Source organism: Streptomyces sp. NPDC055189 (assembly GCF_053606765.1).
The window spans coordinates 1-23,909 of sequence record NZ_JBSGSG010000078.1; the positions used below are offsets into that span (position 1 = coordinate 1).

General features: G+C 69.2%; 24 protein-coding genes and 2 riboswitches. Of the genes, 14 read left to right on the forward strand and 10 right to left on the reverse strand.

Going from position 1 to position 23,909, the window contains the following annotated elements; genetic code table 11:
- Positions 1–26: 26 nt before the first annotated feature.
- The 5 genes from ACWFR3_RS36415 to gcvT all read right to left on the reverse strand — a co-directional run bounded on the left by ACWFR3_RS36415 (position 27) and on the right by gcvT (position 4,788).
- Positions 27–242 carry an EF-hand domain-containing protein gene (locus ACWFR3_RS36415; protein WP_365823877.1) on the reverse strand — a complete coding sequence of 72 codons (216 nt, stop codon included), beginning with the start codon at positions 240–242 and terminating at the stop codon, positions 27–29.
- 94 nt (positions 243–336) lie between these two features.
- Complete coding sequence (locus tag ACWFR3_RS36420) at positions 337–1,707, reverse strand: L-serine ammonia-lyase (RefSeq protein ID WP_453738982.1); 1,371 nt, start codon at positions 1,705–1,707, stop codon at positions 337–339.
- 155 nt (positions 1,708–1,862) lie between these two features.
- The gene (gene glyA / locus ACWFR3_RS36425) at positions 1,863–3,125 is read right to left on the reverse strand and encodes a serine hydroxymethyltransferase (protein WP_453738983.1); all 1,263 of its coding nucleotides are present in this window, start codon (positions 3,123–3,125) and stop codon (positions 1,863–1,865) included.
- Between the two features lie 30 nt (positions 3,126–3,155).
- On the reverse strand, positions 3,156–3,533 hold the full coding sequence (gene gcvH / locus ACWFR3_RS36430; protein ID WP_453738984.1) for a glycine cleavage system protein GcvH: 378 nt from the start codon (positions 3,531–3,533) through the stop codon (positions 3,156–3,158).
- A gap of 121 nt (positions 3,534–3,654) precedes the next feature.
- The gene (gene gcvT / locus ACWFR3_RS36435) at positions 3,655–4,788 is read right to left on the reverse strand and encodes a glycine cleavage system aminomethyltransferase GcvT (RefSeq protein ID WP_453738985.1); all 1,134 of its coding nucleotides are present in this window, start codon (positions 4,786–4,788) and stop codon (positions 3,655–3,657) included.
- 35 nt (positions 4,789–4,823) lie between these two features.
- A riboswitch (glycine riboswitch) is annotated at positions 4,824–4,944 on the reverse strand.
- A riboswitch (glycine riboswitch) is annotated at positions 4,945–5,050 on the reverse strand.
- A 153-nt stretch (positions 5,051–5,203) separates the two neighbouring features.
- Here gcvT and ACWFR3_RS36440 point away from each other — a divergent pair.
- The 11 genes from ACWFR3_RS36440 to ACWFR3_RS36490 all read left to right on the forward strand — a co-directional run bounded on the left by ACWFR3_RS36440 (position 5,204) and on the right by ACWFR3_RS36490 (position 17,713).
- On the forward strand, positions 5,204–5,878 hold the full coding sequence (locus tag ACWFR3_RS36440) for an AAA family ATPase (RefSeq protein WP_453739014.1): 675 nt from the start codon (positions 5,204–5,206) through the stop codon (positions 5,876–5,878).
- Positions 5,879–5,942: 64 nt separating this feature from the next.
- The gene (locus tag ACWFR3_RS36445) at positions 5,943–6,746 is read left to right on the forward strand and encodes an enhanced serine sensitivity protein SseB (protein WP_453738986.1); all 804 of its coding nucleotides are present in this window, start codon (positions 5,943–5,945) and stop codon (positions 6,744–6,746) included.
- Between the two features lie 196 nt (positions 6,747–6,942).
- On the forward strand, positions 6,943–7,716 hold the full coding sequence (locus tag ACWFR3_RS36450; RefSeq protein ID WP_365865689.1) for an enhanced serine sensitivity protein SseB C-terminal domain-containing protein: 774 nt from the start codon (positions 6,943–6,945) through the stop codon (positions 7,714–7,716).
- Positions 7,717–8,070: 354 nt separating this feature from the next.
- Positions 8,071–9,075 (forward strand): ABC transporter permease, encoded by a 1,005-nt coding sequence (locus tag ACWFR3_RS36455; RefSeq protein ID WP_453738987.1) that lies wholly within the window; start codon positions 8,071–8,073, stop codon positions 9,073–9,075.
- A 103-nt stretch (positions 9,076–9,178) separates the two neighbouring features.
- The gene (locus tag ACWFR3_RS36460; RefSeq protein ID WP_453738988.1) at positions 9,179–10,948 is read left to right on the forward strand and encodes an ABC transporter substrate-binding protein; all 1,770 of its coding nucleotides are present in this window, start codon (positions 9,179–9,181) and stop codon (positions 10,946–10,948) included.
- Positions 10,949–11,089: 141 nt separating this feature from the next.
- Positions 11,090–12,091 (forward strand): ABC transporter permease, encoded by a 1,002-nt coding sequence (locus ACWFR3_RS36465; protein WP_453739015.1) that lies wholly within the window; start codon positions 11,090–11,092, stop codon positions 12,089–12,091.
- The gene (locus ACWFR3_RS36470; RefSeq protein ID WP_453738989.1) at positions 12,088–13,185 is read left to right on the forward strand and encodes an ABC transporter ATP-binding protein; all 1,098 of its coding nucleotides are present in this window, start codon (positions 12,088–12,090) and stop codon (positions 13,183–13,185) included. The genes ACWFR3_RS36465 and ACWFR3_RS36470 overlap by 4 nt, the downstream gene beginning before the upstream one ends.
- Before the next feature lie 35 nt (positions 13,186–13,220).
- Positions 13,221–14,492: an ABC transporter ATP-binding protein gene (locus ACWFR3_RS36475; RefSeq protein ID WP_453738990.1), complete on the forward strand. Its 1,272-nt coding sequence runs from the start codon at positions 13,221–13,223 to the stop codon at positions 14,490–14,492.
- 108 nt (positions 14,493–14,600) lie between these two features.
- On the forward strand, positions 14,601–15,992 hold the full coding sequence (locus tag ACWFR3_RS36480; protein WP_453738991.1) for a M1 family metallopeptidase: 1,392 nt from the start codon (positions 14,601–14,603) through the stop codon (positions 15,990–15,992).
- Between the two features lie 100 nt (positions 15,993–16,092).
- Positions 16,093–16,767: a trimeric intracellular cation channel family protein gene (locus ACWFR3_RS36485; protein ID WP_453738992.1), complete on the forward strand. Its 675-nt coding sequence runs from the start codon at positions 16,093–16,095 to the stop codon at positions 16,765–16,767.
- A 76-nt stretch (positions 16,768–16,843) separates the two neighbouring features.
- Positions 16,844–17,713: a thioesterase family protein gene (locus ACWFR3_RS36490; RefSeq protein ID WP_453738993.1), complete on the forward strand. Its 870-nt coding sequence runs from the start codon at positions 16,844–16,846 to the stop codon at positions 17,711–17,713.
- Between the two features lie 257 nt (positions 17,714–17,970).
- On the opposite strand, the gene ACWFR3_RS36495 is transcribed toward ACWFR3_RS36490, so the two are convergent.
- The 3 genes from ACWFR3_RS36495 to ACWFR3_RS36505 form a co-directional block, all read right to left on the reverse strand.
- Complete coding sequence (locus ACWFR3_RS36495; RefSeq protein ID WP_453738994.1) at positions 17,971–19,026, reverse strand: YeiH family protein; 1,056 nt, start codon at positions 19,024–19,026, stop codon at positions 17,971–17,973.
- A complete protein-coding gene (locus ACWFR3_RS36500) occupies positions 19,026–19,595 on the reverse strand; it encodes a cysteine dioxygenase (RefSeq protein ID WP_453738995.1) in 570 nt (189 codons plus the stop codon). The genes ACWFR3_RS36495 and ACWFR3_RS36500 overlap by 1 nt, the downstream gene beginning before the upstream one ends.
- Before the next feature lie 121 nt (positions 19,596–19,716).
- Positions 19,717–20,622: a LysR family transcriptional regulator gene (locus ACWFR3_RS36505; RefSeq protein ID WP_453738996.1), complete on the reverse strand. Its 906-nt coding sequence runs from the start codon at positions 20,620–20,622 to the stop codon at positions 19,717–19,719.
- A gap of 97 nt (positions 20,623–20,719) precedes the next feature.
- On the opposite strand from ACWFR3_RS36505, the gene ACWFR3_RS36510 reads away from it, so the two are divergent.
- On the forward strand, positions 20,720–21,709 hold the full coding sequence (locus tag ACWFR3_RS36510; protein ID WP_453738997.1) for a helix-turn-helix transcriptional regulator: 990 nt from the start codon (positions 20,720–20,722) through the stop codon (positions 21,707–21,709).
- Here the strand turns inward: ACWFR3_RS36510 and ACWFR3_RS36515 are convergent.
- Both ACWFR3_RS36515 and ACWFR3_RS36520 read right to left on the reverse strand, forming a co-directional pair.
- Positions 21,669–22,511 carry an alpha/beta fold hydrolase gene (locus ACWFR3_RS36515; RefSeq protein ID WP_453738998.1) on the reverse strand — a complete coding sequence of 281 codons (843 nt, stop codon included), beginning with the start codon at positions 22,509–22,511 and terminating at the stop codon, positions 21,669–21,671. The two genes, ACWFR3_RS36510 and ACWFR3_RS36515, sit on opposite strands and share 41 nt — an antisense overlap.
- 55 nt (positions 22,512–22,566) lie before the next feature.
- The gene (locus tag ACWFR3_RS36520) at positions 22,567–23,202 is read right to left on the reverse strand and encodes a TetR family transcriptional regulator (protein WP_453738999.1); all 636 of its coding nucleotides are present in this window, start codon (positions 23,200–23,202) and stop codon (positions 22,567–22,569) included.
- Between the two features lie 71 nt (positions 23,203–23,273).
- On the opposite strand from ACWFR3_RS36520, the gene ACWFR3_RS36525 reads away from it, so the two are divergent.
- Together ACWFR3_RS36525 and ACWFR3_RS36530 are read left to right on the forward strand one after the other, a co-directional pair.
- A complete protein-coding gene (locus ACWFR3_RS36525) occupies positions 23,274–23,486 on the forward strand; it encodes a hypothetical protein (RefSeq protein ID WP_453739021.1) in 213 nt (70 codons plus the stop codon).
- Positions 23,487–23,557: 71 nt separating this feature from the next.
- Complete coding sequence (locus ACWFR3_RS36530) at positions 23,558–23,887, forward strand: hypothetical protein (protein ID WP_453739000.1); 330 nt, start codon at positions 23,558–23,560, stop codon at positions 23,885–23,887.
- Positions 23,888–23,909 lie beyond the last annotated feature (22 nt).

Sequence of the window (23,909 nt, forward strand, 5' to 3'; positions counted from 1 at the left end):
TGCCGGGCCCCTTCCGCATGCCGCCACTACTTCTTGTTCAGGCTCGCCCAGAACTCGTCGAAGGAGAGGCGCTTGTCCTTGTCGGTGTCCTTCGTGCCGATCACGGCCTCGGCCACCGTCTCGGTGACGTAGAAGTCCCCCATCTTGGCCATGGCCGACTTCCACTCCGCCGCTGTGATGAAGCCGTCGCCGTCCGCGTCGAACTGCTCGAACGTCTTACGCGCTTCCTCGATGTCCGCCACCGGATCCACCCCTTCTTCGTGCACTACTGACGGGGCTCAGGGTATCCGCCGTACGGGTGACGCCAGGGACGCGGGCTCAGCACTCGATGATGCTTCAGCACTCGATGATGTTCACCGCAAGCCCGCCCCGCGCCGTCTCCTTGTACTTCACGCTCATGTCGGCGCCCGTGTCCTTCATGGTCTTGATGACCTTGTCCAGGGACACCTTGTGGCTGCCGTCGCCGCGCATCGCCATCTTCGCCGCCGTCACGGCCTTCACGGCCGCCATGCCGTTGCGCTCGATGCACGGGATCTGGACGAGGCCGCCGACCGGGTCGCAGGTCAGGCCGAGGTTGTGCTCCATGCCGATCTCCGCGGCGTTCTCGACCTGCTCGGGGGAGCCGCCGAGCACCTCGGCGAGCGCGCCCGCCGCCATCGAGCAGGCGGAGCCGACCTCGCCCTGGCAGCCGACCTCGGCGCCGGAGATCGAGGCGTTCTCCTTGAAGAGCATGCCGATGGCACCGGCCGCGAGGAGGAAGCGGACCACGCCGTCCTCGTCGGCTCCGGGGATGAAGTTCATGTAGTAGTGCAGGACCGCCGGGATGATGCCCGCCGCGCCGTTCGTCGGGGCCGTCACGACACGGCCGCCCGCGGCGTTCTCCTCGTTCACCGCCATCGCGTACAGCGTGATCCACTCCATGGAGCGGGCAAGGGGATCGCCCTCGGCGCGCAGCTGGCGTGCGGAGTTCGCCGCGCGGCGCCGCACCTTGAGGCCGCCCGGCAGGATGCCCTCGCGGGACATGCCGCGCGAGACGCAGGACTGCATGACGCCCCAGATGTCGAGCAGACCCGAGCGGATCTCCTCCTCGGTGCGCCACGCCTTCTCGTTCTCCAGCATCAGCGCGGAGATGGACAGGCCCGTCTCGTCCGCCAGGCGAAGGAGCTCGTCGCCGGTGCGGAAGGGGTGCTTGAGGACCGTGTCGTCCGGCACGATCGGGTTCTCGCCGGCCACGGCGTCGTCGTCGACGACGAAGCCGCCGCCCACGGAGTAGTACGTCTTCTCCAGGAGGAGGGCGCCCTCACGGTCGTACGCGAAGATCGTCATGCCGTTGGCGTGGTACGGCAGGGCCTTGCGGCGGTGCAGGACCAGGTCCTCGTCGAAGTCGAAGTCGATCTCGTGCATGCCGAGGAGGCTGATGCGGTCGCTGCTCTTGATCTGCTCGATGCGCTCGTCGGCGAACTCGACGTCGACCGAGCGCGGGGACTCGCCCTCCAGGCCGAGGAGTACCGCCTTCGGGGTGCCGTGGCCGTGGCCCGTCGCACCCAGGGAGCCGTAGAGCTCGGCCCGTATGGAGGTGGTGTGGGCCATCAGGCCCTCGTTCTTGAGGCGGCTCGCGAAGATGCGGGCGGCGCGCATGGGACCGACCGTGTGGGAGCTGGACGGGCCGATGCCGATCGAGAACAGGTCGAAGACCGAGAGGGCCACGAGAAAACTCCAATGGTGGTTGGTAGACGCCGTTGTCTGCCGGGGTAGTGCAGATGGTTCAAGGGCGGGGCATGAGCGGGGGCACCGCACTCACTGTTCGGTTCCAGTGTGCGCGGTGCCCCGGAGATTCGTACGACAGAAAGCGTACGAAACTGCTACAGGTTGGGGTACAGCGGGTGCTTCGCTGCCAAGGCCGAGACCCGGGCCTTGAGCGACTCCGTGTCGACGTCGTCCGGCTTCAGCGCCTCGGCGATGACGTCGGCGACCTCGCGGAAGTCCTCCTCCTGGAAGCCGCGGGTCGCCAGCGCGGGCGTACCGATCCGCAGGCCCGATGTGACCATCGGGGGGCGCGGGTCGTTCGGGACCGCGTTGCGGTTGACCGTGATGCCGACCTCGTGGAGGCGGTCCTCGGCCTGCTGGCCGTCGAGCTCGGAGTTGCGCAGGTCCACCAGGACCAGGTGCACGTCCGTGCCACCGGACAGGACGTCGACGCCGACGGCCTTCGCGTCGTCCTGCACCAGGCGCTCGGCCAGGATGCGGGCGCCGTCCAGGGTGCGCTGCTGGCGCTCCTTGAACTCCTCGGAGGCCGCGACCTTGAAGGAGACGGCCTTGGCCGCGATCACGTGCTCCAGGGGGCCGCCCTGGAAGCCCGGGAAGACCGCGGAGTTCAGCTTCTTCGCGAACTCCTTGCTGCGGGCCAGGATGATGCCGCCGCGCGGGCCGCCGAGCGTCTTGTGCGTGGTGGAGGTGACCACGTCCGCGAACGGCACCGGGTTGGGGTGCAGGCCCGCGGCGACGAGCCCGGCGAAGTGCGCCATGTCGACCCACAGGTACGCGCCGACCTCGTCGGCGATCCGGCGGAACTCGGCGAAGTCCAGCTGACGCGGGTAGGCGGACCAGCCCGCGATGATGACCTTGGGGCTGCTCTCCTTGGCCAGGCGCTCGACCTCGGCCATGTCGATCAGACCGGCCTCGTCGACGTGGTACGGGACCACGTTGAACTGCTTGCCGGAGAAGTTCAGGCGCATGCCGTGGGTGAGGTGGCCGCCGTGCGCCAGGTCCAGGCCCAGGATCGTGTCGCCGGGCTTGGCGATGGCGAAGAGGGCGGCCTGGTTGGCGGAGGCGCCGGAGTGCGGCTGCACGTTGGCGTACTCGGCGCCGAACAGCTCCTTGAGCCGGTCGATCGCGATCGTCTCGGCGACGTCGACGTGCTCGCAGCCGCCGTAGTAGCGGCGGCCGGGGTAGCCCTCGGCGTACTTGTTGGTGAGGACCGTGCCCTGGGCTTCCATGACCGCGACGGGAGCGAAGTTCTCCGAGGCGATCATTTCCAGGGTGGACTGCTGACGGTGGAGCTCGGCGTCGACGGCGGCGGCGACGTCCGGGTCCAGCTCGTGGAGAGGGGTGTTGAGAAGCGACATCAGGTGGTCCCTAGGGGTCTTCGGGGGGCTTCAGCTGCCGGAGAACTCGGTGTACTCGTCCGCGGAGAGCAGGTCCTTCGGCTCCTCCGTGACGCGTACCTTGAAGAGCCAACCACCCTCGAACGGGGCGGAGTTGACGAGCGACGGGTCGTCCACGACGTCCTGGTTCGACTCGACGACCTCACCGGAGACCGGCGAGTACAGGTCGCTGACCGACTTGGTCGACTCGAGCTCGCCGCACGTCTCGCCCGCGGTCACCGCGGCGCCGGCCTCGGGAAGGTCGGCGTAGACGACGTCACCGAGCGCGTTGGCGGCGTGCTCCGTGATACCGACCGTCGCCACACCGTCCTCGGTGGCCGAGAGCCACTCGTGCTCCTTGCTGTAACGCAGCTGCTGGGGGTTGCTCATGACCTGAATTCTCCTGTACGCGGGTGGGTGCTGCGGAACGGGAATGATGTGCGTGGGGTCACTTCCGGGTTACCACAGAGGCGACCACGGAGGCGGAAGTGTCACTACAGAACCAAAAACGTCACTTCTGGCGCTTGTAGAACGGCAGAGCCACGACCTCGTACGGCTCGTGCGTGCCCCGGATGTCCACGCCGACGCCCTCGGTGCCGGGGGCCGCGTGCGCCGCGTCGACGTACGCGATGGCGATCGGCTTGCCCAGCGTCGGGGACGGCGCGCCGGAGGTGACCTCGCCGATGACCTTGCCGTCGGCGACCACGGAGAAGCCCGCGCGCGGGATGCGGCGACCTGAAGCGATCAGGCCCACCAGCTTGCGCGGGGGAGCGGTCTCGGCGCGCTCGGCGGCGGCCGCGAGCGCCGCGCGCCCCAGGAAGTTCTCGGACATCGAGGTCTTCTCGAACTTCACGACCCGGCCAAGGCCCGCGTCGAAGGGCGTGAGGTCCGCCGTCAGCTCGTGCCCGTACAGCGGCATGCCCGCTTCCAGGCGGAGCGTGTCGCGGCAGGAGAGCCCGGCCGGGACCAGGCCGACGGACTCGCCGGCCGCCATGAGCGCGTTCCAGAGCTTCTCGGCGTCACCGGGAGCGACGAAGAGTTCGAAGCCGTCCTCGCCGGTGTAGCCCGTGCGGGCGATCAGCGCGGGGACGCCCGCGACCGTGCCGGGCAGGCCCGCGTAGTACTTCAGGCCGTCGAGGTCGGCGTCCGTGACTGACTTCAGGATGCCGGGGGACTCGGGACCCTGGACGGCGAGCAGGGCGTACGCGTCGCGGTCGTCGCGGACCTCCACGTCGAAGCTGTCGGCGCGGGCGGTGAGCGCGTCGAGCACGACCTGCGCGTTCGAGGCGTTCGCGACGACCATGTACTCCGGGGCGTCGGGCTCGCCGAGCCGGTAGACGATCAGGTCGTCCAGGATCCCGCCGTCCTCGGCACAGATCATCGTGTAGCGGGCGCGGCCGACACCGATGGAGCCGATGTTGCCCACCAGCGAGAAGTTCAGGAAGTCGACGGCCTCGGGACCCGTGACCGTGATCTCGCCCATGTGGGAGAGATCGAAGAGACCGGCCTTGGTGCGCACGGCGACGTGCTCGTCGCGCTCGCTGCCATAGCGCAACGGCATGTCCCAGCCCGCGAAGTCGGTCATGGTCGCGCCGAGCGCGCGATGCACGGCATCGAGGGCGGTCAGACGGGGGACGGTAGTCATAGAGGGAACTCCCAGGGCATGACGGGCGAGGTCGATCCTCCCCATCTGTCATCGGAACCTGAGAGGTTCACCACGACCCGTCCGTACATCTCGTACAGGAGGTCATGACTTGCACCTTGGGTGGAGCCGCCGGGGCGGCCCGCTTTTCAGATGTGCCTCGCCCGCGCGGTACGGGGCCTGAGAGATTCAAGGGAGGGACTTGCTCCTTCGGCGCCCCGGAGCGTCTTTCGACGGTGACCGGGAACTCTCCCGCGCGGATTCAAACGGCCTGTATGGAGTTTGCGGGCACATCATTGCACGCGCCCCTGTCACAGGGCAGTGCCGATCGAGTAATGCCCTTGTGCCGCATTACCTTCTCTTTACACTTGCCGGGGAAGCTGCGGGAAGCAGTTACGTGACCGCTTAGGGGAGGCCGATCACGGTGCGCAGGACGAGTGTCTACGCGACCAGCACGGGGGTGGCCCTGCCCAAACAGGCCGCCGCCCCCACCAGGGAGAGCTGCGGCCCCCTGCCCGCGGCCGTCGTCCGCGACCTGCGGCAGCGGACGGGCCACAGCCCGCACCGGCTGACGTTCGGCGCGGGCGACCTGATCGTCGTCTCCGGTCTGCCGGGCAGCGGCAAGTCCACGCTGATGCGCCGGGCCGTGGCAGGACCGCGCATCGACTCGCAGGACACCCGCGACCGCTGGGCCCGGCGCATGCCGGCCCTGCTGCCGTACGCGGTCTACCGCCCCCTGGTCCGCCTCGCGCACTACGCGGGCCTGCGCACCGCCCTGCGCTCCGGCGAGGGCATCGTGGTGCACGACTGCGGCACCCAGGCGTGGGTGCGCCGCTGGCTGGCCCGCGAGGCCGCGCGGCGCGGAGCGACGCTGCATCTGCTGCTGCTCGACGTGGAGCCGGACACCGCCATAGAGGGCCAGCTCTCGCGCGGGCGCGGCGTGTCGAGGTACGCCTTCGCGCGCCACCGCCGGACCATCGGCCGGCTGGTCGGCGCCGCCGAGCGGGGCGATCTGCCGCACGGCTGCGGCTCGGCGATCCTGCTCGACCGGCCAGCGGCGGGCGTCCTGCGCGGGATCGGCTTCGGGGACTGAGCGGCCCGCCGCGCTAGGGTCGTGCCGCAGGCAGAGCGGGACAGAGCAGGGGTTGGACACACAGATGGATATTCCGGGGCAGGCGCACCCCCATCCGTACGGCGGATGGCCGGGCAACGAACTCGAAGAGGTACTCGCGGCATCGCTGGGTACGCCGGGGGCGCCGCAGGCCTCCGCGGGCGCCCGCATCGTCGAGGTGCTCGGCCGCAGCCGCGTATGGGTCCCGCTGCCGAACGGCGGGGCGCCGGACAGCGGCACCCTCGACCTGCCCACGCTGGAGATCGAAGGACAGGCCTATGTCCCCGTCTTCAGCTCCGAGCAGCAGTTCCAACAGGCCACCGGCGGCCGGATGGGCTGCACCGTGGCGCCCGCCGTCGAGTTCGCGCGCGGCCTTCCCCCGCAGCTGGGCATCGCGGTCAACCCGGACGGCACGGTCGGGGTCCCGCTGCCGCCGCCGGCCGTCGCCGAGCTCTGCCGGGCCGGACGCACCCCGCTGGACGGCCCCGCGACCGGCGGCCGCGTCCGCCTCTTCGAGCCGGACTGGCAGGAGGACCCGGTGGACTTCCTGTCCGCCGCCGCCCGGGAGTTCGAGGCCACCGGCGTCGTGCTGAGCGCCCGCCGCTGTCTGGCGAGCGTCGAGGGCCAGGACCCGACGCTGTTCGTCGGCGTCGAACTGACCTCCTGGGAGGGCAACGCGCGCGAGCTGCCGATGGAGGCCGTGGGCCGGGCCCTCGGGGTGGCACCGGTGGCCTGGGCGGTGAACCTCGTCCTGCTCGACGTCGCCCAGGACCCGGTCGGCGACTGGATGCGCGAGCGGGTGAGGCCCTTCTTCGGCGGGGCTCCGGGGCACGAGCACGGACATGCGTAAGGACTTGTGCAGGTACGCGTGCGAGGGTGCCGTACGTCAAGTCGGTGTCAGGATCGCCGCTTAAGCTGGTTTCATGACCCGGGCGGGGCACGGCCCTGCCGGTCGGCCCGGGTCCAGTGATCAGTTCGGGTCACGTCAGGTACATCAGGTTCCAGGACCACCGGGTCAGCGGGTCATCGCGAAGGGGCGGTTAAGGGTGAGTGCGTCGGGCACGGCTGCGGCCGGGCAGGTCGAGCACATGCTGCGCCAGGTGACGCCCGGGCGTTATGACGCCTACGAGGCGCTCCTGCGGGCGCTCGCCGCCGACCAGGTGTGGATGCTGCTCTGGCACGGCCAGGCCGGATCCCCCGACGCCCAGTACGGAAACATGGAGGTCGAGGGGCTCGGTTACGCACCGTGCGTGACCTCCGCCCAGGAGCTCTCCGCCAGTGGCTGGAACCGCTCGTACGAGGTGGTGAGCGGGCTCGACATCGCCCGGACCCTCTACCCCGACCATTACGGCCTCTGGCTCAACCCGCACGCACCCGGCGGCGGCGTCGGCATCCCCTGGCTCGACCTGCGGCGCATCGCCTCGGGCCTGGACCTGCTGCCCGCGGGCCCGCTGCGGCTCACCGAGCCGGCCATCGAGATCCCCCAGTTCTACGCCCTGCTCACGCAGAACGCGCACCGCACCCCCGCGGTCCGCTCACTGCGCCGCGCCTGGGTACAGCCCGCGCTCGGCGCGCCGTACCTGGCCATCGGCCTCGATGTCTACGACACGTCGCCGTCCTCGGTGGACGGGGTACGCACGATGATGCAGCAGTCGATCGCCGCCGTCCCCGACGGCCTGCCCGTGTCGACGGTCGCGATGTCCGACGCGTACGACCCCGTGGCCCTGTGGCTGCGCGCCAACGCCAGGCCGTTCTACGACCGCGAGGCCCAGCCCGCCCCGGCGCCCGCGGGCGGCTACGGCTACCCCGCGCAGTACTGAACCGGCGCCGCGCCTCCTGCCCGCAGGGCCCTGAACCGGCCACCGCGGCTCGTATACCTGCCCTGACCGCCAGGATGTCCGTTCTGATGGTGGAGGGGGCCTATGGTCACCCGTGGCGCATTGCGACCCAACTGCCCCGTGTTCGCCCCTCGTTCACGTGCGTCCGGATAACGGAACACCTCGAACAGCATCACGGTTGAGCATCCTTTCCCCGTCAAGGCTGGTAACAGATCGCAACCCCGATGAAGACTCCCGCAAGTGGGGCGCTTCGCCCCTGTGTACGACGGACTGATCACGTCGCTACAGCGGCAAGTGCGGGCCGGTCACCACCGGTTGAGAGGGGTCCCTGCCACGATGACGGCACCATTGCATGACACACCTGCGGACGCGGACCCGACAGCGGACGTCGCTCCCGCAGCTGATGCAGGGGTGAGGAAGGTCGAGGGGCGGTCCCTCAAGCAGATCGCCTGGAACCGCCTGAAGCGGGACAAGGTCGCTCTGGCCGGCGGCATCACCGTGCTCGTCCTGGTCTTTGTCGCCGTCTTCGCGCCCCTGATCGTCTCCCTGCTGGGCCACCCGCCCAACGAGTTCCACCAGGACGAGCTGGAAGACCTCACGAACCTGCCCAAGGGTGCGTTCGGCGGCATGAGTTGGGACTTCCTCTTCGGCGTCGAGCCGAACAAGGGCCGCGACATCTTCAGCCGGATCGTCTACGGCGCCCGCATCTCCCTCCTGGTGGCCTTCCTCGCCGCCGTGGTGGCCGTGGCGCTCGGTACCTTCTTCGGCATCATCGCCGGTTACTTCGGCGGTTGGGTCGACGCGCTCATCAGCCGGGTCATGGACGTGCTGCTCGCCTTCCCGCAGCTGCTCTTCGTGATCTCCCTGGTCTCCGTCCTGCCCGACGACCTGCTCGGTCTCACCGGCAGCGGCGTCCGCATCGCGGTACTGATCCTGGTGATCGGCTTCTTCGGCTGGCCCTACGTCGGGCGCATCGTCCGCGGCCAGACCCTCAGCTTGCGCGAACGCGAGTACGTGGAAGCGGCCCGCAGCCTCGGCGGCGGTCAACGGCACATCCTCTTCCGTGAGTTGCTGCCGAACCTGGTCGCTCCGATCACCGTCTACGCGACGCTCATGATCCCCACCAACATCCTCACCGAAGCGGCGCTCAGCTTCCTCGGCGCGGGTGTGCGCCCGCCGACGGCCTCCTGGGGCGGCATGCTCCGGGACGCCCTGGCGACGTACGAGCATGACCCGATGTTCATGGTCTTCCCCGGCCTGGCGATCTTCGTGACCGTGCTTGCCTTCAACCTCTTCGGTGACGGGCTGCGCGATGCCCTGGACCCCAAGGGAACCCGTTAAACAGCTCCAACTGGCTTGCCCCTGCCGCAGCGTCAGGTGGCTCTTCCCATGGTTCTTACGGCAGTCAAAGGCCAAGGACCGCGAATCTCGGAGGATGCGAGAAATGCCCACAGGTTCCTCTAAACGACGGTTGACCGCTGGCGCGGCCCTCGTCGTGGCGGCGCTGGTGACCACCACGGCGTGCGGCGGCAGCAGCGACGACGACGACAGCAAGGGCGCCGGTTACAACGCGGCGATCGGCAAGGTCGCGAACGAGTCGAAGAAAAAGGGCGGAACGCTCAAGTTCATCGCCAAGCAGGACCTGGACTCGGCCGACCCGCAGCGCGCGTACTACGGCATGACGTGGGACTTCATGCGGTACTACACCCGCACGCTGATCACGTACGACACCAAGCCGGGTGCCGCGTCCAACAAGCTCGTCCCCGACCTCGCCGAGTCCACGGCGAAGATCAGCGACGACGGCAAGACCTACACGTACAAGCTGCGTGACGGTCTTACCTGGGAGGACGGCTCGAAGCTGACCTCCAAGGACATCAAGTACGGCATCGAGCGCATCTGGGCCACCAAGGTCATCACCGGTGGTCCCGGCTACCTCAAGTCCACGCTCGACCCCAAGGGCGAGTACAAGGGCCCCTACGAGGACAAGTCGAAGGACAAGCTCGGTCTGAAGGCGATCGAGACGCCGGACGACAACACGATCATCTTCAAGCTGCCCAAGAAGAACGGCGACTTCGAGCAGATGCTCGCGATGCCGTCGGGCACCCCGGTCAAGCAGTCCGAGGACACCGGCGCCAAGTACACCCAGCGCCCGTTCTCCTCCGGCCCGTACAAGTTCCAGAACTACAGCGCCGGCAAGAGCATCACGCTGGTCCGCAACAAGAACTGGAAGAAGTCGTCCGACCCGGTCCGTCCCGCGCTGCCGGACAAGATCTCGGTCACCATCTCGGCGAACCTCGAAGAGAACGACAAGCGCCTGATGGAAGGCGACTACGACATCGACATGAATGGCACCGGCATGACCCAGTCGGGTCGTACCACCGCCATTCAGGACCACAAGGGCAACGTCGACAACATGCAGACGGACTTCGTCCGTTACGTCGCCCTGGTGACCAAGACGAAGCCGTTCGACAACGAGGCCTGCCGCAAGGCCGTCTTCTACGCCACGGACTTCGCGAGCCTGCAGAAGACCCGTGGTGGCCCGGTCGCCGCCGGTGAGATCGCCGCGAACGTCTTCCCGAAGTCGATCAAGGGTCACGACGACTACGACCCGTACGGGATCCTCAAGCGCAAGGGCAAGCCGGACGTCGCCAAGGCGAAGGCCCAGCTCAAGGAGTGCGGCAAGCCCAGCGGCTTCTCGACCAAGGTCTCGGCCCGCACCAACCAGCCGGGCGAGGTGGACGCCGCCACGGCGCTCCAGGAGCAGCTGAAGAAGGTCGGCATCAACGCCGAGGTCGACCAGATCGACGGCGCCGACTCCTCCAGCATCACCGGCTCTCCCGCGGTGGTGAAGAAGCGCGGCATCGGCATGACGATGGCGGGCTGGGGTCCTGACTTCCCGACCGGCCAGGGCTACGCCCAGCCGCTGTTCGACAGCCGTTTCATCAACGAGAACGGCAACTACAACGAGTCGCAGATCGACGAGCCGAAGATCGACAAGTACTTCGACGACGCGATCGGCACGGTCGACCCCGAGAAGGCCGGTCAGATCTACACCGACCTCGCTCACGAGATCGTCGACAAGGCGTACTGGATGCCCTTCATCTACGAGAAGAACATCTCGTGGCGTTCCTCGCGGGCGACCAACGTCTACTCGTCCGCCGCGTACAGCGGTCGCTACGACTACGTCTCGCTCGGTGTCAACGACGCGAAGTAGCAGTAGCAGCAGTTAGCAGTCAGTAGTAGCCGTAAGGCCGTCCTACCGTCGAATCCCGCCAGTCCGAAGGGCAGGTGATGGCCCCGGGCGGTGGCCGGGACCCCTCACAAGGGGGTCCCGGCCACCGCCGGGCCGCGCACAGTGCTTGCTTATCTCATCCGGCGCCTGATCGCCGTTGTCGTCATGGTGCTGGTCGTACTGCTCGCGACCTTCACCGTCTTCTTCATGCTGCCCAAGTGGGCGGGACAGGACATCGCCGTCCTCTTCGCCGGTAAGTCGTCCGGAGCCGAGCAGCTCGCGGGCATCCGGATCAAACTGGGCCTTGACGACCCGTTGCTCGTTCAGTTCTGGGACTTCGTCAAGGGCATCCCGATGGGGCGTGACTACTCCAACGGGGCCGACGTGACCCACTGCCCGGCACCCTGCTTCGGATACAGCTTCCGTACCGAGGCGCCCGTCTGGGAGACCCTGAAGGACGCCCTGCCCGTCACCGCGGCGCTCGCCGCCGGTGCCTGTGTGCTGTGGCTGGTCGCCGGTGTCGCCACCGGCGTGCTCTCCGCGCTCAAGCGCGGCACCATCTGGGACCGTTCCGCGATGATCACCGCCCTCGGCGGCGTCTCGCTGCCGATCTTCTTCACCGGCATGATCGCGATGGGGCTCTTCGTCCACACCCTCGGCTGGGTGAAGATCGAGGACACCCTCACCACGGACGATCCGATCAACATCTGGTTCGAGACGCTGATCCTTCCCTGGATCGTGCTCGCGTTCCTCAACGCCGCCATGTACGCGCGACTGACCCGCGCCACCATGCTGGAAGTGCTCGGTGAGGACTACATCCGCACCGCGCGCGCCAAGGGCCTCGGCGAGGCCGTCGTCATCAGGCGGCACGCGCTGCGCTCCGCCATGACGCCGATCCTCACCGTCTTCGGCCTGGACCTCGGTGTGCTCCTCGGCGGCGCCGTGCTCACCGAGTCCACGTTCAACCTGCCGGGGCTCGGCCTCGAGGCGGTCAAGGCCATCAGCAACAAGGACCTGCCGGTGATCCTCGGCGTCACCTTGTGCGCCTCGCTCGCGATCGCGCTCGCCAACCTCGTCGTCGACCTTCTGTACGCCGTCATCGACCCGCGAGTGAGGCTGGGATGACCGAACTGCACAAGACCGGAGCGGCGGTCGGAGAACCCGTCGCCACTGCGGTCCCTCCCACCGCCTTCCTCGAAGTACGCGATCTGAAGGTGCACTTCCCCACCGACGACGGCCTGGTCAAGTCCGTCGACGGGCTCAGCTTCCAGCTGGAGAAGGGCAAGACCCTCGGCATCGTCGGCGAGTCGGGATCCGGCAAGTCGGTCACCTCGCTCGGCATCCTCGGCCTGCACACCGCGGGCCAGTACGGCAGCCGCAAGGCCCAGCTGTCCGGCGAGATCTGGCTGAACGGCACGGAGCTGCTCAGCGCGGACCCGAACGAGGTGCGCAAGCTGCGCGGCCGCGAGATGGCGATGATCTTCCAGGATCCGCTGTCCGCGCTGCACCCGTACTACTCGATCGGCCAGCAGATCACCGAGGCGTACCGCGTCCACCACAAGGTGGACAAGAAGGTCGCCCGCAAGCGCGCCATCGAGATGCTCGACCGGGTGGGCATTCCCCAGCCGGACAAGCGGGTCGACAGCTACCCGCACGAGTTCTCGGGCGGCATGCGCCAGCGCGCCATGATCGCGATGGCCCTGGTGAACAACCCCGAGCTGCTCATCGCGGACGAGCCGACGACCGCCCTGGACGTCACCGTCCAGGCGCAGATCCTCGACCTCATCCGGGATCTGCAGAAGGAGTTCGGCTCCGCGGTCATCATGATCACGCACGACCTGGGCGTGGTCGCCGAGATGGCCGACGAACTGCTCGTGATGTACGGCGGGCGCTGCGTCGAGCGCGGCACCGCCGAGAAGGTCTTCTACGAGCCGCAGCACCCCTACACCTGGGGCCTGCTCGGATCGATGCCGCGCATCGACCGCGAGGAGACAGACCGTCTCGTGCCGGTCAAGGGTTCCCCGCCCAGCCTGATCAACCTGCCGACGGGCTGCGCCTTCAACCCGCGCTGCCCGTACGCCGACATCCCCAAGGACCAGATCACCCGCCGCGAGCGCCCCGACCTGCACGAGGTCGCACCGGGGCACTTCACCGCCTGTCACATGTCGCAGGACGAGCGGACCCGGATCTGGACCGAAGAGATTGCGCCGAAGCTGTGAAAGACGATGCGAAAGACCAGGCGAAGGGCCAGGAGATGACCATCCCGGCGCAGAAGGAGAGCTCGGTCGAGCCGCTGCTCAAGGTCGACGGCCTGGTGAAGCACTTCCCCATCAAGAAGGGGCTGCTGCAGCGCCAGGTGGCGGCCGTGCAGGCCGTCGACGGACTCAGCTTCGACGTCCGCCCCGGTGAGACGCTCGGCGTCGTGGGCGAGTCGGGCTGCGGCAAGTCGACGATGGGCCGGCTGATCACCCGGCTGCTCGAACCGACCGCGGGCCGCGTGGAGTTCGAGGGCGTGGACATCACGCACCTGAACACCGGCAAGATGCGACCGCTGCGCCGCGACGTGCAGATGATCTTCCAGGACCCGTACTCGTCGCTGAACCCGCGGCACACCATCGGCACGATCGTCGGTGCGCCGTTCAAGCTGCAGGGCGTCAAGCCCGAGGGCGGCCTGAAGAAGCACGTGCAGGAGATGCTGGAGCGCGTGGGGCTCAGCCCCGAGCACTACAACCGCTACCCGCACGAGTTCTCCGGCGGCCAGCGCCAGCGCATCGGCATCGCCCGTGCGCTCGCCCTGCGGCCCAAGCTGGTCGTGGCCGACGAGCCCGTCTCCGCCCTGGACGTCTCCATCCAGGCCCAGGTGGTCAACCTCCTGGACGACCTCCAGGACGAGCTCGGTCTCACGTACGTGATCATCGCGCACGACCTCTCGGTCATCCGGCACGTCTCGGACCGCATCGCGGTGATGTACCTCGGCAAGATCGTGGAGCTGGCGGACCGCAAGGACCTCTACTCCACGCCGATGCACCCGTACACCAAGGCGCTGCTCTCCGCGGTGCCGGTGCCCGACCCCAAGCGGCGCGGCGTCAAGAGCGAGCGCATCCTGCTGCGCGGTGACGTCCCCTCGCCGATCGACCCGCCCACCGGCTGCCGTTTCCACACGCGCTGCTGGAAGGCGACGGAGATCTGCGCGAAGACCGAGCCGCCGCTGATCGCCCTCGCCTCCGGCCACCAGGTGGCGTGCCACCACCCGGAGAACGCCGAGGACCAGCAGCCGGGCGACACCAAGCTGCTCCAGGTCGCCAAGGAGGCGATCGACGTGGTGTCGGTGGTGAGCAAGGCGGAGGAGACGGCCGAGGAGGCCGCGACCCCGAAGAAGACGGTCGCGAAGGAACCTGTGGCGAAGGCAGCCCCGGATGACGCCCCTGCGGCTGTCTCGAAGGGCGCTTCGAAGGAGGCCTCCGAAGAGGCCGCCGAGGACGCTCCGGAAGCGGAGGCCAAGGGTCAGGCGTCAACTGACAAGTAGCACCTGATGACTTGGTAAAAATCAGGCACCAAGTCATGTACACGCCCATACGGGAGAGTGCAGAGTCTGCGTGTCCGTTTCACCGGAACACGCGCGAAGGGATGACTCATGGCACTCTCCCGTTCGGCACGTCTGGGGGCACTGGCCACCGCCGCCGCCTCCTTCTGCTTGATCGCCGCCGCGCCGGGCCCCCACCCGGGCTCCGACGGCGTGGGCGACCCGTACTTCCCGCAGCTCGGCAACGGCGGATTCGACGTACGCCACTACGGCCTCGACCTGGCGTACAACCCCGACACCGACCGCCTCGACGGCCGTACCACGATCAGCGCGCGCGCCACCCAGAACCTCTCCTCGTTCAACCTCGACCTCCAGAAGCTGGAGGTGACGAAGATCGAGGTGAACGGCAGACGGGCGAAGTTCACCCGCGCCGGCGACGAGATCCGCGTCAGCCCGCGCGAGAGTCTGCGGGGGCACAAGACGTTCACCGTGACCGTCACCTACGGCGGTGTGCCCGAGCCGCTGAGCGGGCCCATCGTCTTCGGCTCCGACTACGGCTGGATGAAGACCACCGACGGCGTCTTCGTCGCCTGCGAGCCCAACGCCGCCTCCACCTGGTTCCCCTCCAGCGACCACCCGTCGGACAAGGCCGCCTTCGACATCCGCATCAAGGCGCCCAAGGGCCTGACGGGAGTCTCCAACGGCCGTCTCGTCGACACGTACGACAAGGGCGGCCAGACCGTCGCCCACTGGCGCGAGACCAAGCCCATGGCGACCTATCTCGCGACCGCCACCATCGGCAAGTTCGACGTGAAGAAGGGCAGGACCCCGGGCGGGACCCCGATCTACGTCGCCATCGACCCCGTCCTGGAGAACAGCAACAACGTAGACGTGTACGGCGTCACGGCCGAGGTCACCGACTACTGGTCGAAGATCTTCGGCCCCTACCCCTTCGAGGAGACCGGCGCGATCGTCGACGACATGCCGCAGGCGGGCTTCTCCCTGGAGACCCAGACCAAGCCGGTCTACTCCGCGATCCGCAGCGAGTCGACCATCGCCCACGAGCTCGCGCACCAGTGGTTCGGCGACTCGGTATCGGTCGAGAAGTGGAACCACATCTGGCTCAACGAGGGCTTCGCGACCTACTCCCAGTGGCTGTGGAGCGAGCACAAGGGCACCCAGTCCGCCCATGACGCCTTCCTCGCCGGCTACAACTCGCGCCCCGCGGACTCGGCCTTCTGGCAGACGGTCGTCGGCGACCCGCAGCGCGACACGATGTTCGCCTCCGCCGTCTACCAGCGTGGCGCGATGACGCTCCAGGTCCTGCGCGAGCGCATCGGTGACAAGGCGTTCTTCAAGCTGCTCCCCGCCTGGACCAAGCAGAACCGGTACGGGAACACGACCACGGACGATTTCATCCGCCTCGCCGAGAAGATCTCGGGCAAGCAGCTCGACTCGCTGTTCCAGACGTGGCTGTTCACGAAGGGCAAGCCGGCCCTGTAGTCCCGGCCCTGTAGTCCCGGCCCTGTAGTCCGGGCCCGGTAGCCCCGCCCCGGGGCCTGGCCTCGTCGGGTGCGCACCGGCGGGCAGGTAAGAATGTCGCGTGATCCAGGATCTGTTCAGTCCCTCCGTCCAGCACGCGCTCGACATCGTCGGAATCTTCGTCTTCGCGATCTCCGGCGCGCTGCTCGCCGTGCGCAAGAACTTCGACGTCTTCGGCATCGCCGTGCTCGCCGAGGTCACCGCGCTGGGCGGAGGGCTCATCCGTGACGTGGTCATCGGGGCGGTGCCGCCCGCCGCGTTCGTCGATCTCGGCTACTTCATCACGCCGCTGTTCGCCGCCCTCCTGGTCTTCTTCCTGCATCCCGAGGTGGAGCGCACCCAGCTCGCGGTGAACGTCTTCGACGCGGCGGGCCTGGGCCTCTTCTGCGTCACCGGCACCACCAAGGCGTACGACTACGGCCTCGGCCTCACCTCGTCGGCGGCCCTGGGCCTCGCCACCGCGGTGGGCGGCGGCGTGCTGCGCGACATCATCGCCAACGAGGTGCCCTCGCTGGTGCGCTGGGACCGGGACCTGTACGCCGTGCCCGCGATCGTCGGCTCCGCGATGGTCGCGCTCTGCATCAACTACGACATGGTGAACGCCTTCACCAGCGGCCTCGCCGTGATCACGACCTTCGTCCTGCGGCTGCTCGCACTGCGCTACCACTGGCGCGCGCCGCGGGCCTGGCACCGGCGGTCCACGGCGGTGGAGGTCGACGCGGAGGACGTGTCGTAGGCGGGTCGGTCAGCGCCGGCAGCGCCGTCAGCGAGAAAAGCTACCGCTCAGTAATGTGATGTTGTACCTTACCGGTATGGCAGAGGCGACATCCATACCGGTAGCGGTGCCCGCGAGCATCGGCGACAGCGAGTTCGACCGCGACACCGCGGTCACCCGGCGGGAGCCCGGTGTCTACGACATCGACCTTTCCGCCGGGTGGACGATCATCAACGCCGTCAACGGCGGCTACCTCCTCGCGGTCCTCGGTCGCGCGCTCGCCGACGCCCTGCCGCACGCGGACCCCTTCACGGTCTCCGCCCACTACCTCACGGCGTCCCACCCCGGTCCCGCCGTGATCCGTACGGACACGGCGCGGGCCGGGCGGACCCTGTCCACCGGGCAGGCCTCGCTCTTCCAGCACGACGAGGAGGGGCGCGAGGTCGAGCGGATCCGTGTGCTCGCCTCGTACGGAGACCTGGCCGGGCTGCCCGACGATGTCCGTACGACGGCCAAGCCGCCTGCGCTGCCGCCGATGGAGCAGTGCTTCGGGCCGCAGGACGCGCCGGATCACCGGCCGGTGCCCGGCAGTTCCGCCATCAGCGACCGGCTCTTCCTGAAGCTGGACCCCTCCACCCTGGGGTGGGCCCTCGGCCAGCCCTCCGGCAAGGGGGAGATGCGGGCCTGGTTCGGTCTCGCGGACGGCCGGGACGCGGATCCGCTCTCGCTGCTCCTCGCGGTGGACGCGCTGCCGCCGACGGCCTTCGAGCTCGGCCTCTCCGGCTGGGTCCCCACGGTCGAACTGACGGTCCACGTCCGCGCGAAGCCCGCGCCGGGCCCGCTCCGCGTCTCGATCACGACCCGCAACCTCGCCGGGGGCTTCCTGGAGGAGGACGCGGAGGTCTGGGACACGGAGGACCGCCTGGTGGCCCAGTCGCGTCAGCTGGCGCGGGTTCGTCTGGGCTGAGGTTCGGGCGTTCCCTGCGGGGCTCTCCCCAATCCCGCCCCTTCCCGGCTGTATCTATTGGCGGCTCCGCCGCGCAGGGGCTCCGCCCCAGACCCCGGTCCTCAAACGCCGGACGGCTGAAAGACTTTCCCGGGCCGGGGTGAATCTTCCAGCCCGTCCGGCGTTTGAGGACGAACTCGGCGGAGCCGGTGATTGCGGCCACCAAGGCCCCCGCGCCAGCGGGTTTTCGGGAAGGGGTGGGGTTGGGGAGAGATTCCCTACCCGACAACCATCACCCCCGCATAAGAAACCCCCGCCACCACCACCCACGCACAAAGCCCGAGCGCCGCCACCCGCCCCCCGGTCCGCGTGAGCGAGGGCAGATCCACCGCCGCCCCGAGGCCGAACAAGGCGGCCGCCAGGAGGAGTTCCTGGACGTGCCCCGCCAGGCCGAGCGCACCGCCCGGCACCCAGCCAGTACTCCGCACCGCGACCATCACCAAGAACCCCGCCACGAACAACGGAACCACCGGCGGCCGCCGCGTCCCCGAAGCCACCCCCGGAGCGGACCGCGCCCGAAGCGCGACCGCAACCCCCGCCACCAGCGGCGCAAGCATCGCCACCCGCATCAGCTTCACCAGAACCGCATCCCCAAGGGCCCCCGCCCCAGCGGTCTGCGCGGTGGCCACCACCTGCCCCACGTCGTGCACGCTCGCCCCGGCCCACCGCCCGAACTCGGCGTCGGTCAGCCCCAACGGACCCTGTAGCAGCGGCAGTACGGCGATGGCGAGCGTCCCGCACAGCGTCACGAGCGCCACCGACACCGCCGCGTCCCGCTCCTCGCTCTCGGTCACCTCGCCGACCGCGCCGATCGCGGACGCCCCGCAGATCGAGTAACCGGTGGCGATCAGGAGCGGCTGATCGCCGGGCAGTCCCATCCGGCGGCCCAGCCACCACGTACCGAAGAACGTCAGAGAGACCACCCCGAGCACCATCACGACCGTCGCCCAGCCGAGACCCAGGACGTCGTCCAGGCTCAGCTTCAGGCCGAGCAGGACGATGCCGAGCCGCATCAGCCGCTTTCCGGCGAGGGAGAGCCCTGCCTTGCCCCGGCCCCGTACAAAAGAGCGGGCGCCCGGAACATGCGCCGCCACAAGCCCGAGCACCACCGCCGCCGTCAGCATCGGCACGGCGGGGATCAGGGCGTGCACCGCCCAGGCCGTCGCGACACCCAGGGCCGCGAGGCCGAGCCCCGGCAGCGGGCGGCGGCGGCCGGGAGGAGGTACCACCGGCGAGACGCGGGGGGCTTGATGGCGTTGACCCAGCAGCGCCATCAGCGGTCGGCCGGCAGCTCGTACACCCGGCGCACGCTGGTGCCCAGGCGGGAGATGTCGGCGCCGTACACGTGGAGCGATATCGCCCGCTGGGTGCCCGCGTTCCAGACGCGGTGGATGTCTCCCGGTGGTGCGAAGCCGCACACCGAGCCCTGCTCGTTGACCAGGTCCTCGGTGGCGACGAGATGTGCCGGGGTGCCGGATGCCGCCGGGACGAGCCGGTAGCGCCGCTCGTGCTCCGCGCCCTCGTGGACGCCGGTGACGCACCAGGAGACGTGGTCGTGGACGGGAGTGTGCTGGCCAGGCAGCCAGACCAGGCCGACCACCGAGAAGCTGCCGTCGTGCTCGGCGTGCAGCAGATGCTGCCGGTAGCGCTCGGGGTCGCCCTCGCACTGCTCATCAGTGAGGAGGTCGGTCGCGCCAAGATGCGGCGCGAGACGTTCGCCGACCAGGTACGCCGTCAGGTCCGGCGGCAGGCCCCGGCCGACGGCCTCGCGGATGCCGGCGACGAGGGCGTCCATGCGCCCGGTGGTGCGGACTGCGCGGAATGCGGTGATGGATGCACTCATAGAGGCAGCGTCCTGCCGCTCTTCCATCACGTCCAACGACAGTTTCTAAGCCACATGCCAACTTTTGCTTATGGATGTGGGGTTCGAGTGACGGGGTGACGGGTGTGCGGCGGGGCGTGCCTCAGCAGCCCACCCGGTTCGCTGCGACCGCCTTCAGTTCCTCCAGCACCAGCGCCGTCGCGGGTATCCGCAGGTGCTCCCTGAGCGCGTACGCCGAGACCTGGCGGCGTGACGCCGGATCGAGGGCCCGTCCTGTCACCTGCCGGTGGCGCAGGAAGTTGAGGACGAGGCCCGGCATCATCGCGATGCCGAGCCCTTCGGCGACCAGGCTCTGGATGACGAGGTTGTCGTCCGTGGTGAAGGCGATGTCCGGCGCGAAGCCCTGTTCGGCGCACTCGTGCAGGAAATTGGCGCGGCAGCGCAGACAGCCCGCGATCCAGCGCTCGCCCGCGAGGTCGGCGAGCTTGACGGAGCGGCGCCGGGCCAGCGGGTGGCGGGAGGGCATGAGGACCGTCAGCTGGTCCTCCATCAGCGGGATCTCCACCACGTCGTCCGGGACGTCCTCGTGCAGGCCGGGGTAGTGGAAGGCCAGCGTGATGTCGCAGTCGCCGTCCACCAGGCGCCGCAGCGACTCGGGCGGTTCGTTCTCCTGGAGCTCGACGCGCACGCCGGGGTGGCTCTGCGCCAGCCGGGCGAGGGCCTCGGGGATGAGGGTGGCGTTGGCGCTGGGGAAGGCGCAGATGCGTACGCGTCCGCTGCGCAGGCCCGTGATGGCGTTCATCTGCTGCTCGGCTGCGTTGATGTTGCCCAGGATGATCCCCGCGTGCCGGGACAGCGCCTCGCCGGCCTCGGTGAGGCGCATCCTGCGGCCGACGCGGGTGAAGAGGACCGTGCCGACGGAGCGTTCGAGCGCCTTCATCTGCTGGGTGATCGCGGGTTGCGTATAGCCGAGCGAGCGGGCGGCGGCGGAGTAGGAGCCGGTCCGGACCACTTCGTGAAATGACTTGATGTGCCGGGAATCGAACACGCCTGAATCATAAGCAGGACTTGGGAGCGGCGGACAAGACCCCCTTGCCGGCCGCACCTCGCAGCCTGTGTCAGCCCTTTCGGTCATTGTTGACCGCGTGAAATCCGACCGGCTGCTCTCGATCCTGCTGCTGCTCCAGACCCGCGGGCAGGTTCCCGCCCATGAACTGGCCGACCGCCTCGAAGTCTCGGTGCGCACCATCTACCGCGACGTCGAGGCACTCTCCGCCTCCGGAGTCCCGGTGTACGCCGAGCGCGGGAGGCACGGCGGCATCGCGCTCCTTGCCGGTTTCCGCACCGACGTCACGGGGCTCACGGCGGACGAGTCGCGGGCGCTGTTCATCCTGGCCGCGCAGGGCGCGCACGCCGCGCTCGGCCTCGACGAGGCCATCGGCTCCGCGCTGCGCAAGGTCATGGCGGCGCTGCCCGAACCGCACCGGCCCGCGGCCGAGTTGACCAGTCGGCGCATCCTCGTCGACTCGGCGCGCTGGATGCCGGGCCCCCGCGGATCGGATGCGGCCACCGGCGATCTCGACGTACTGCAGGACGCCGTCTTCTCCGACCGGCGGCTGCGGCTGCGCTACCGGCACAGCGGCGACGACCGGCCGCGCGGCTACACCGTGGACCCGTACGGCCTCGTCTCGAAGGCGGGCGTCTGGTATCTGGTCGCCGACCGGCGCGGCGCCCCGCAGCTCTTCCGCGCCGACCGGGTGCGGTCGGCGGCTCTCACGGACCAGCCCGTGCGGCGCAGGGCAGGTGTCGAGCTCGCCGACGTCTGGGGGGTGCTGAAGCGGCAGGTCGAGGACCGGCCGGTCGCCGTCGACGTGACGGCGCGGGTCGCGCGCGACCGCTTCGCCCAGTTCCTGCGCCTCAAGGGGCAGTTTCTCAGCGAGCGTCCCGATGACGACGGGGAGAGCGAGTGGATCACCGTCCGGCTCGGCTTCGGCGTCGTGGGCGACGTCCGCACGCTGCTTCCGTTCGCGGCCAGTGTGGAAGTGCTCTCGCCGCCAGAGGCGCGCGCCGAGCTCGCGGACGCCGCCGCCGCGGTCACCGGTCTGTACGCAGGAAGCGGCTCAGCTCAGCGGTGAGCTCGGCGGGCGCGTCCTCCTGTACGAGGTGGCCCGCGCCCTCGATCAGACGGAGCTCGGAGCCCGGGATCAGCTTGGCGAGCTCGTGGCCGCGCTCCACCGGAATCCAGGTGTCGTCCGTGCCCCAGCAGATCAGGACGGGCAGCGCCAACTCGCCGTACCGGCCCTGGATCTCGTCCGTGTACCGCTGGTCGTTCTGCTCGATCTGCCGGTAGAAGGCGGGCCTGCCCTCCTGCGTGCACCAGGGCTCGACCAGGCGGTCGAGCACCGCGGGGTGCAGTCCGCGGTGGCTCGCAGAGGCGACGTACTCGCGCACCAGCGCCTCGTGCAGGGCGGGCGGCAACTGGCTGAAGACGTCGGCGTTCGCGCCGAGCAGCCGGTAGGCGGGGGAGCCCCAGGGAGCGAGGGCCACCGGGTCGACCACGGCGAGACGTCCGTAGCGGGCGCCGTGCAGGAGGTGGGCGCGCAGGGCGATGCAGCCGCCGAAGTCATGGGCCAACACGGCAGGTTCGTCGAGCCCCCAGTGCGCGAGGAGCTCGGTGAGGACGCGGGCTTGGGCGGCCAGGGTCACGTCCTGCCCGGAGCGCATCTCGGACGTTCCGTAGCCCGGCAGGTCCCACACGTACACGCGGTGATCCCGGGACAGTGCGCGGGCCACGCCCCGCCAGACGTACGAGGAGAAGGGTGTGCCGTGGACCAGGACGACGGGCGGGGCGTCCTCGGGGCCGAGGGCGGTCCAGCGGACGGTGCCGGTCGGTCCCGCGAAGGTCTGGTCGAGTGTCCAGTCACGATCGGTCGTCATGACCGTAAGGCTAGTTGCTCCTTACGGGCGCGTCGAGCCCTCGCTCTGAGCCCGGTCAGCGCTCGTCGAGCCAGTGGTGCCGCCCGAGCGAAAGCAGGCGCAGCTGTCGTCGCGCGCCGGCCGCCACGCGCTGTTCGGTGCCGGGCGCCGCCTCCAGGAGCGAGGAGGCGGTCATCACCATGTGGTCGACGTACATCCTGGCCAGCATCAGGAGGTCGTCCTCGGCCCAGCCCGCGGAGTCCGGCTCGCGCGCGAACTGATCCTTCACCTCCTGTGCGAACAGGGTCAGCTGATCGCCTATCGCGGAGCGCACGGCCTGTACCCCGCCGTGCTGCTCGCGGGCGATGAACCGGACGTGCGCGGGGTGGGTGCGTACATAGGCGACGATCAACTCGACCGTGGCCGCGATGCGTTCCTCGCCGTCGTCGGCTCCGTCGCCGGTCGCCGCGAGGAGGGCGACGAGTGTGGTGTGCAGGCTGTCGAGCGCCTCCTCGACCAGGGCCACGCCGAGGTCGGCCATGTCGCGGAAGTGCCGGTAGAAGGCGGTGGGGGCCACCCCCACGGCACGCGTGACCTCGCGCAGACCCAGGCTGCTCAGGCTCTGCTCCTCCAGCAGCTGGAGCGCCGCGTCGAGGAGTGCCTGCCGGGTTTTCTGCTTCTGGGCCTGCCGGATGCCGAGAGTGTGACTCATGCCATGCAGTTAACAACTGTTCTCCGAGATTGGGAAGCCGGAGACGCGGTACTCTCTAACTCAGTGAACAGTTGTTACCACAAGCGTTCACCGAAATCACCAACGAGATCAACGAGAGGCATCCCGTGTTGTTCCTCGTCGCCGCACTCCTGCTGCTCGGTGTCGCCCTGGGCTCCGTGGCCCACGCGCCGCTCCCCGTCAGCCTCGTCGCCGCCGCCGTCATCGGCGTCTGGCTCGTGGTGTTCACGGTCCGCGAGCGGCACACGCGCCGGCACTCGTCCTGAGTGCCCGGGCGTCGTCCCGAGCGCAGATCCGAGACCGACTGATCCGTACGGCACCTGAAAGGAGTCGCACCATGGGACTCAGCACCCTCGCTCCCAAGTCCGAGCCCAAGGCCAACACCTCTTCCGCCTCTTCGACCCCCACGACCGCCCCCGTCCCCACCGGTCGGCGTGACACCGACGGCATGGCCGTCGCCTCGTTCGTCCTCGGCCTGCTCGGGCTGCTCGTCCTGAACCTCTTCCTCGGTCCCATCGCGATCGTCCTCGCGAGCATCGCGCTCCTGCGCGGCACCGCCCGCAAGGGCCGCGCGGTCCTCGGTCTCGGGCTCGGTGTGGCCGATCTCGTCGTCCTCGCGGTGCTGATGTCCATGGACAACACCGTGTCGTGGGGTCTCGCGGGCTGACCGCTGGAACGCGGGGCCCCGC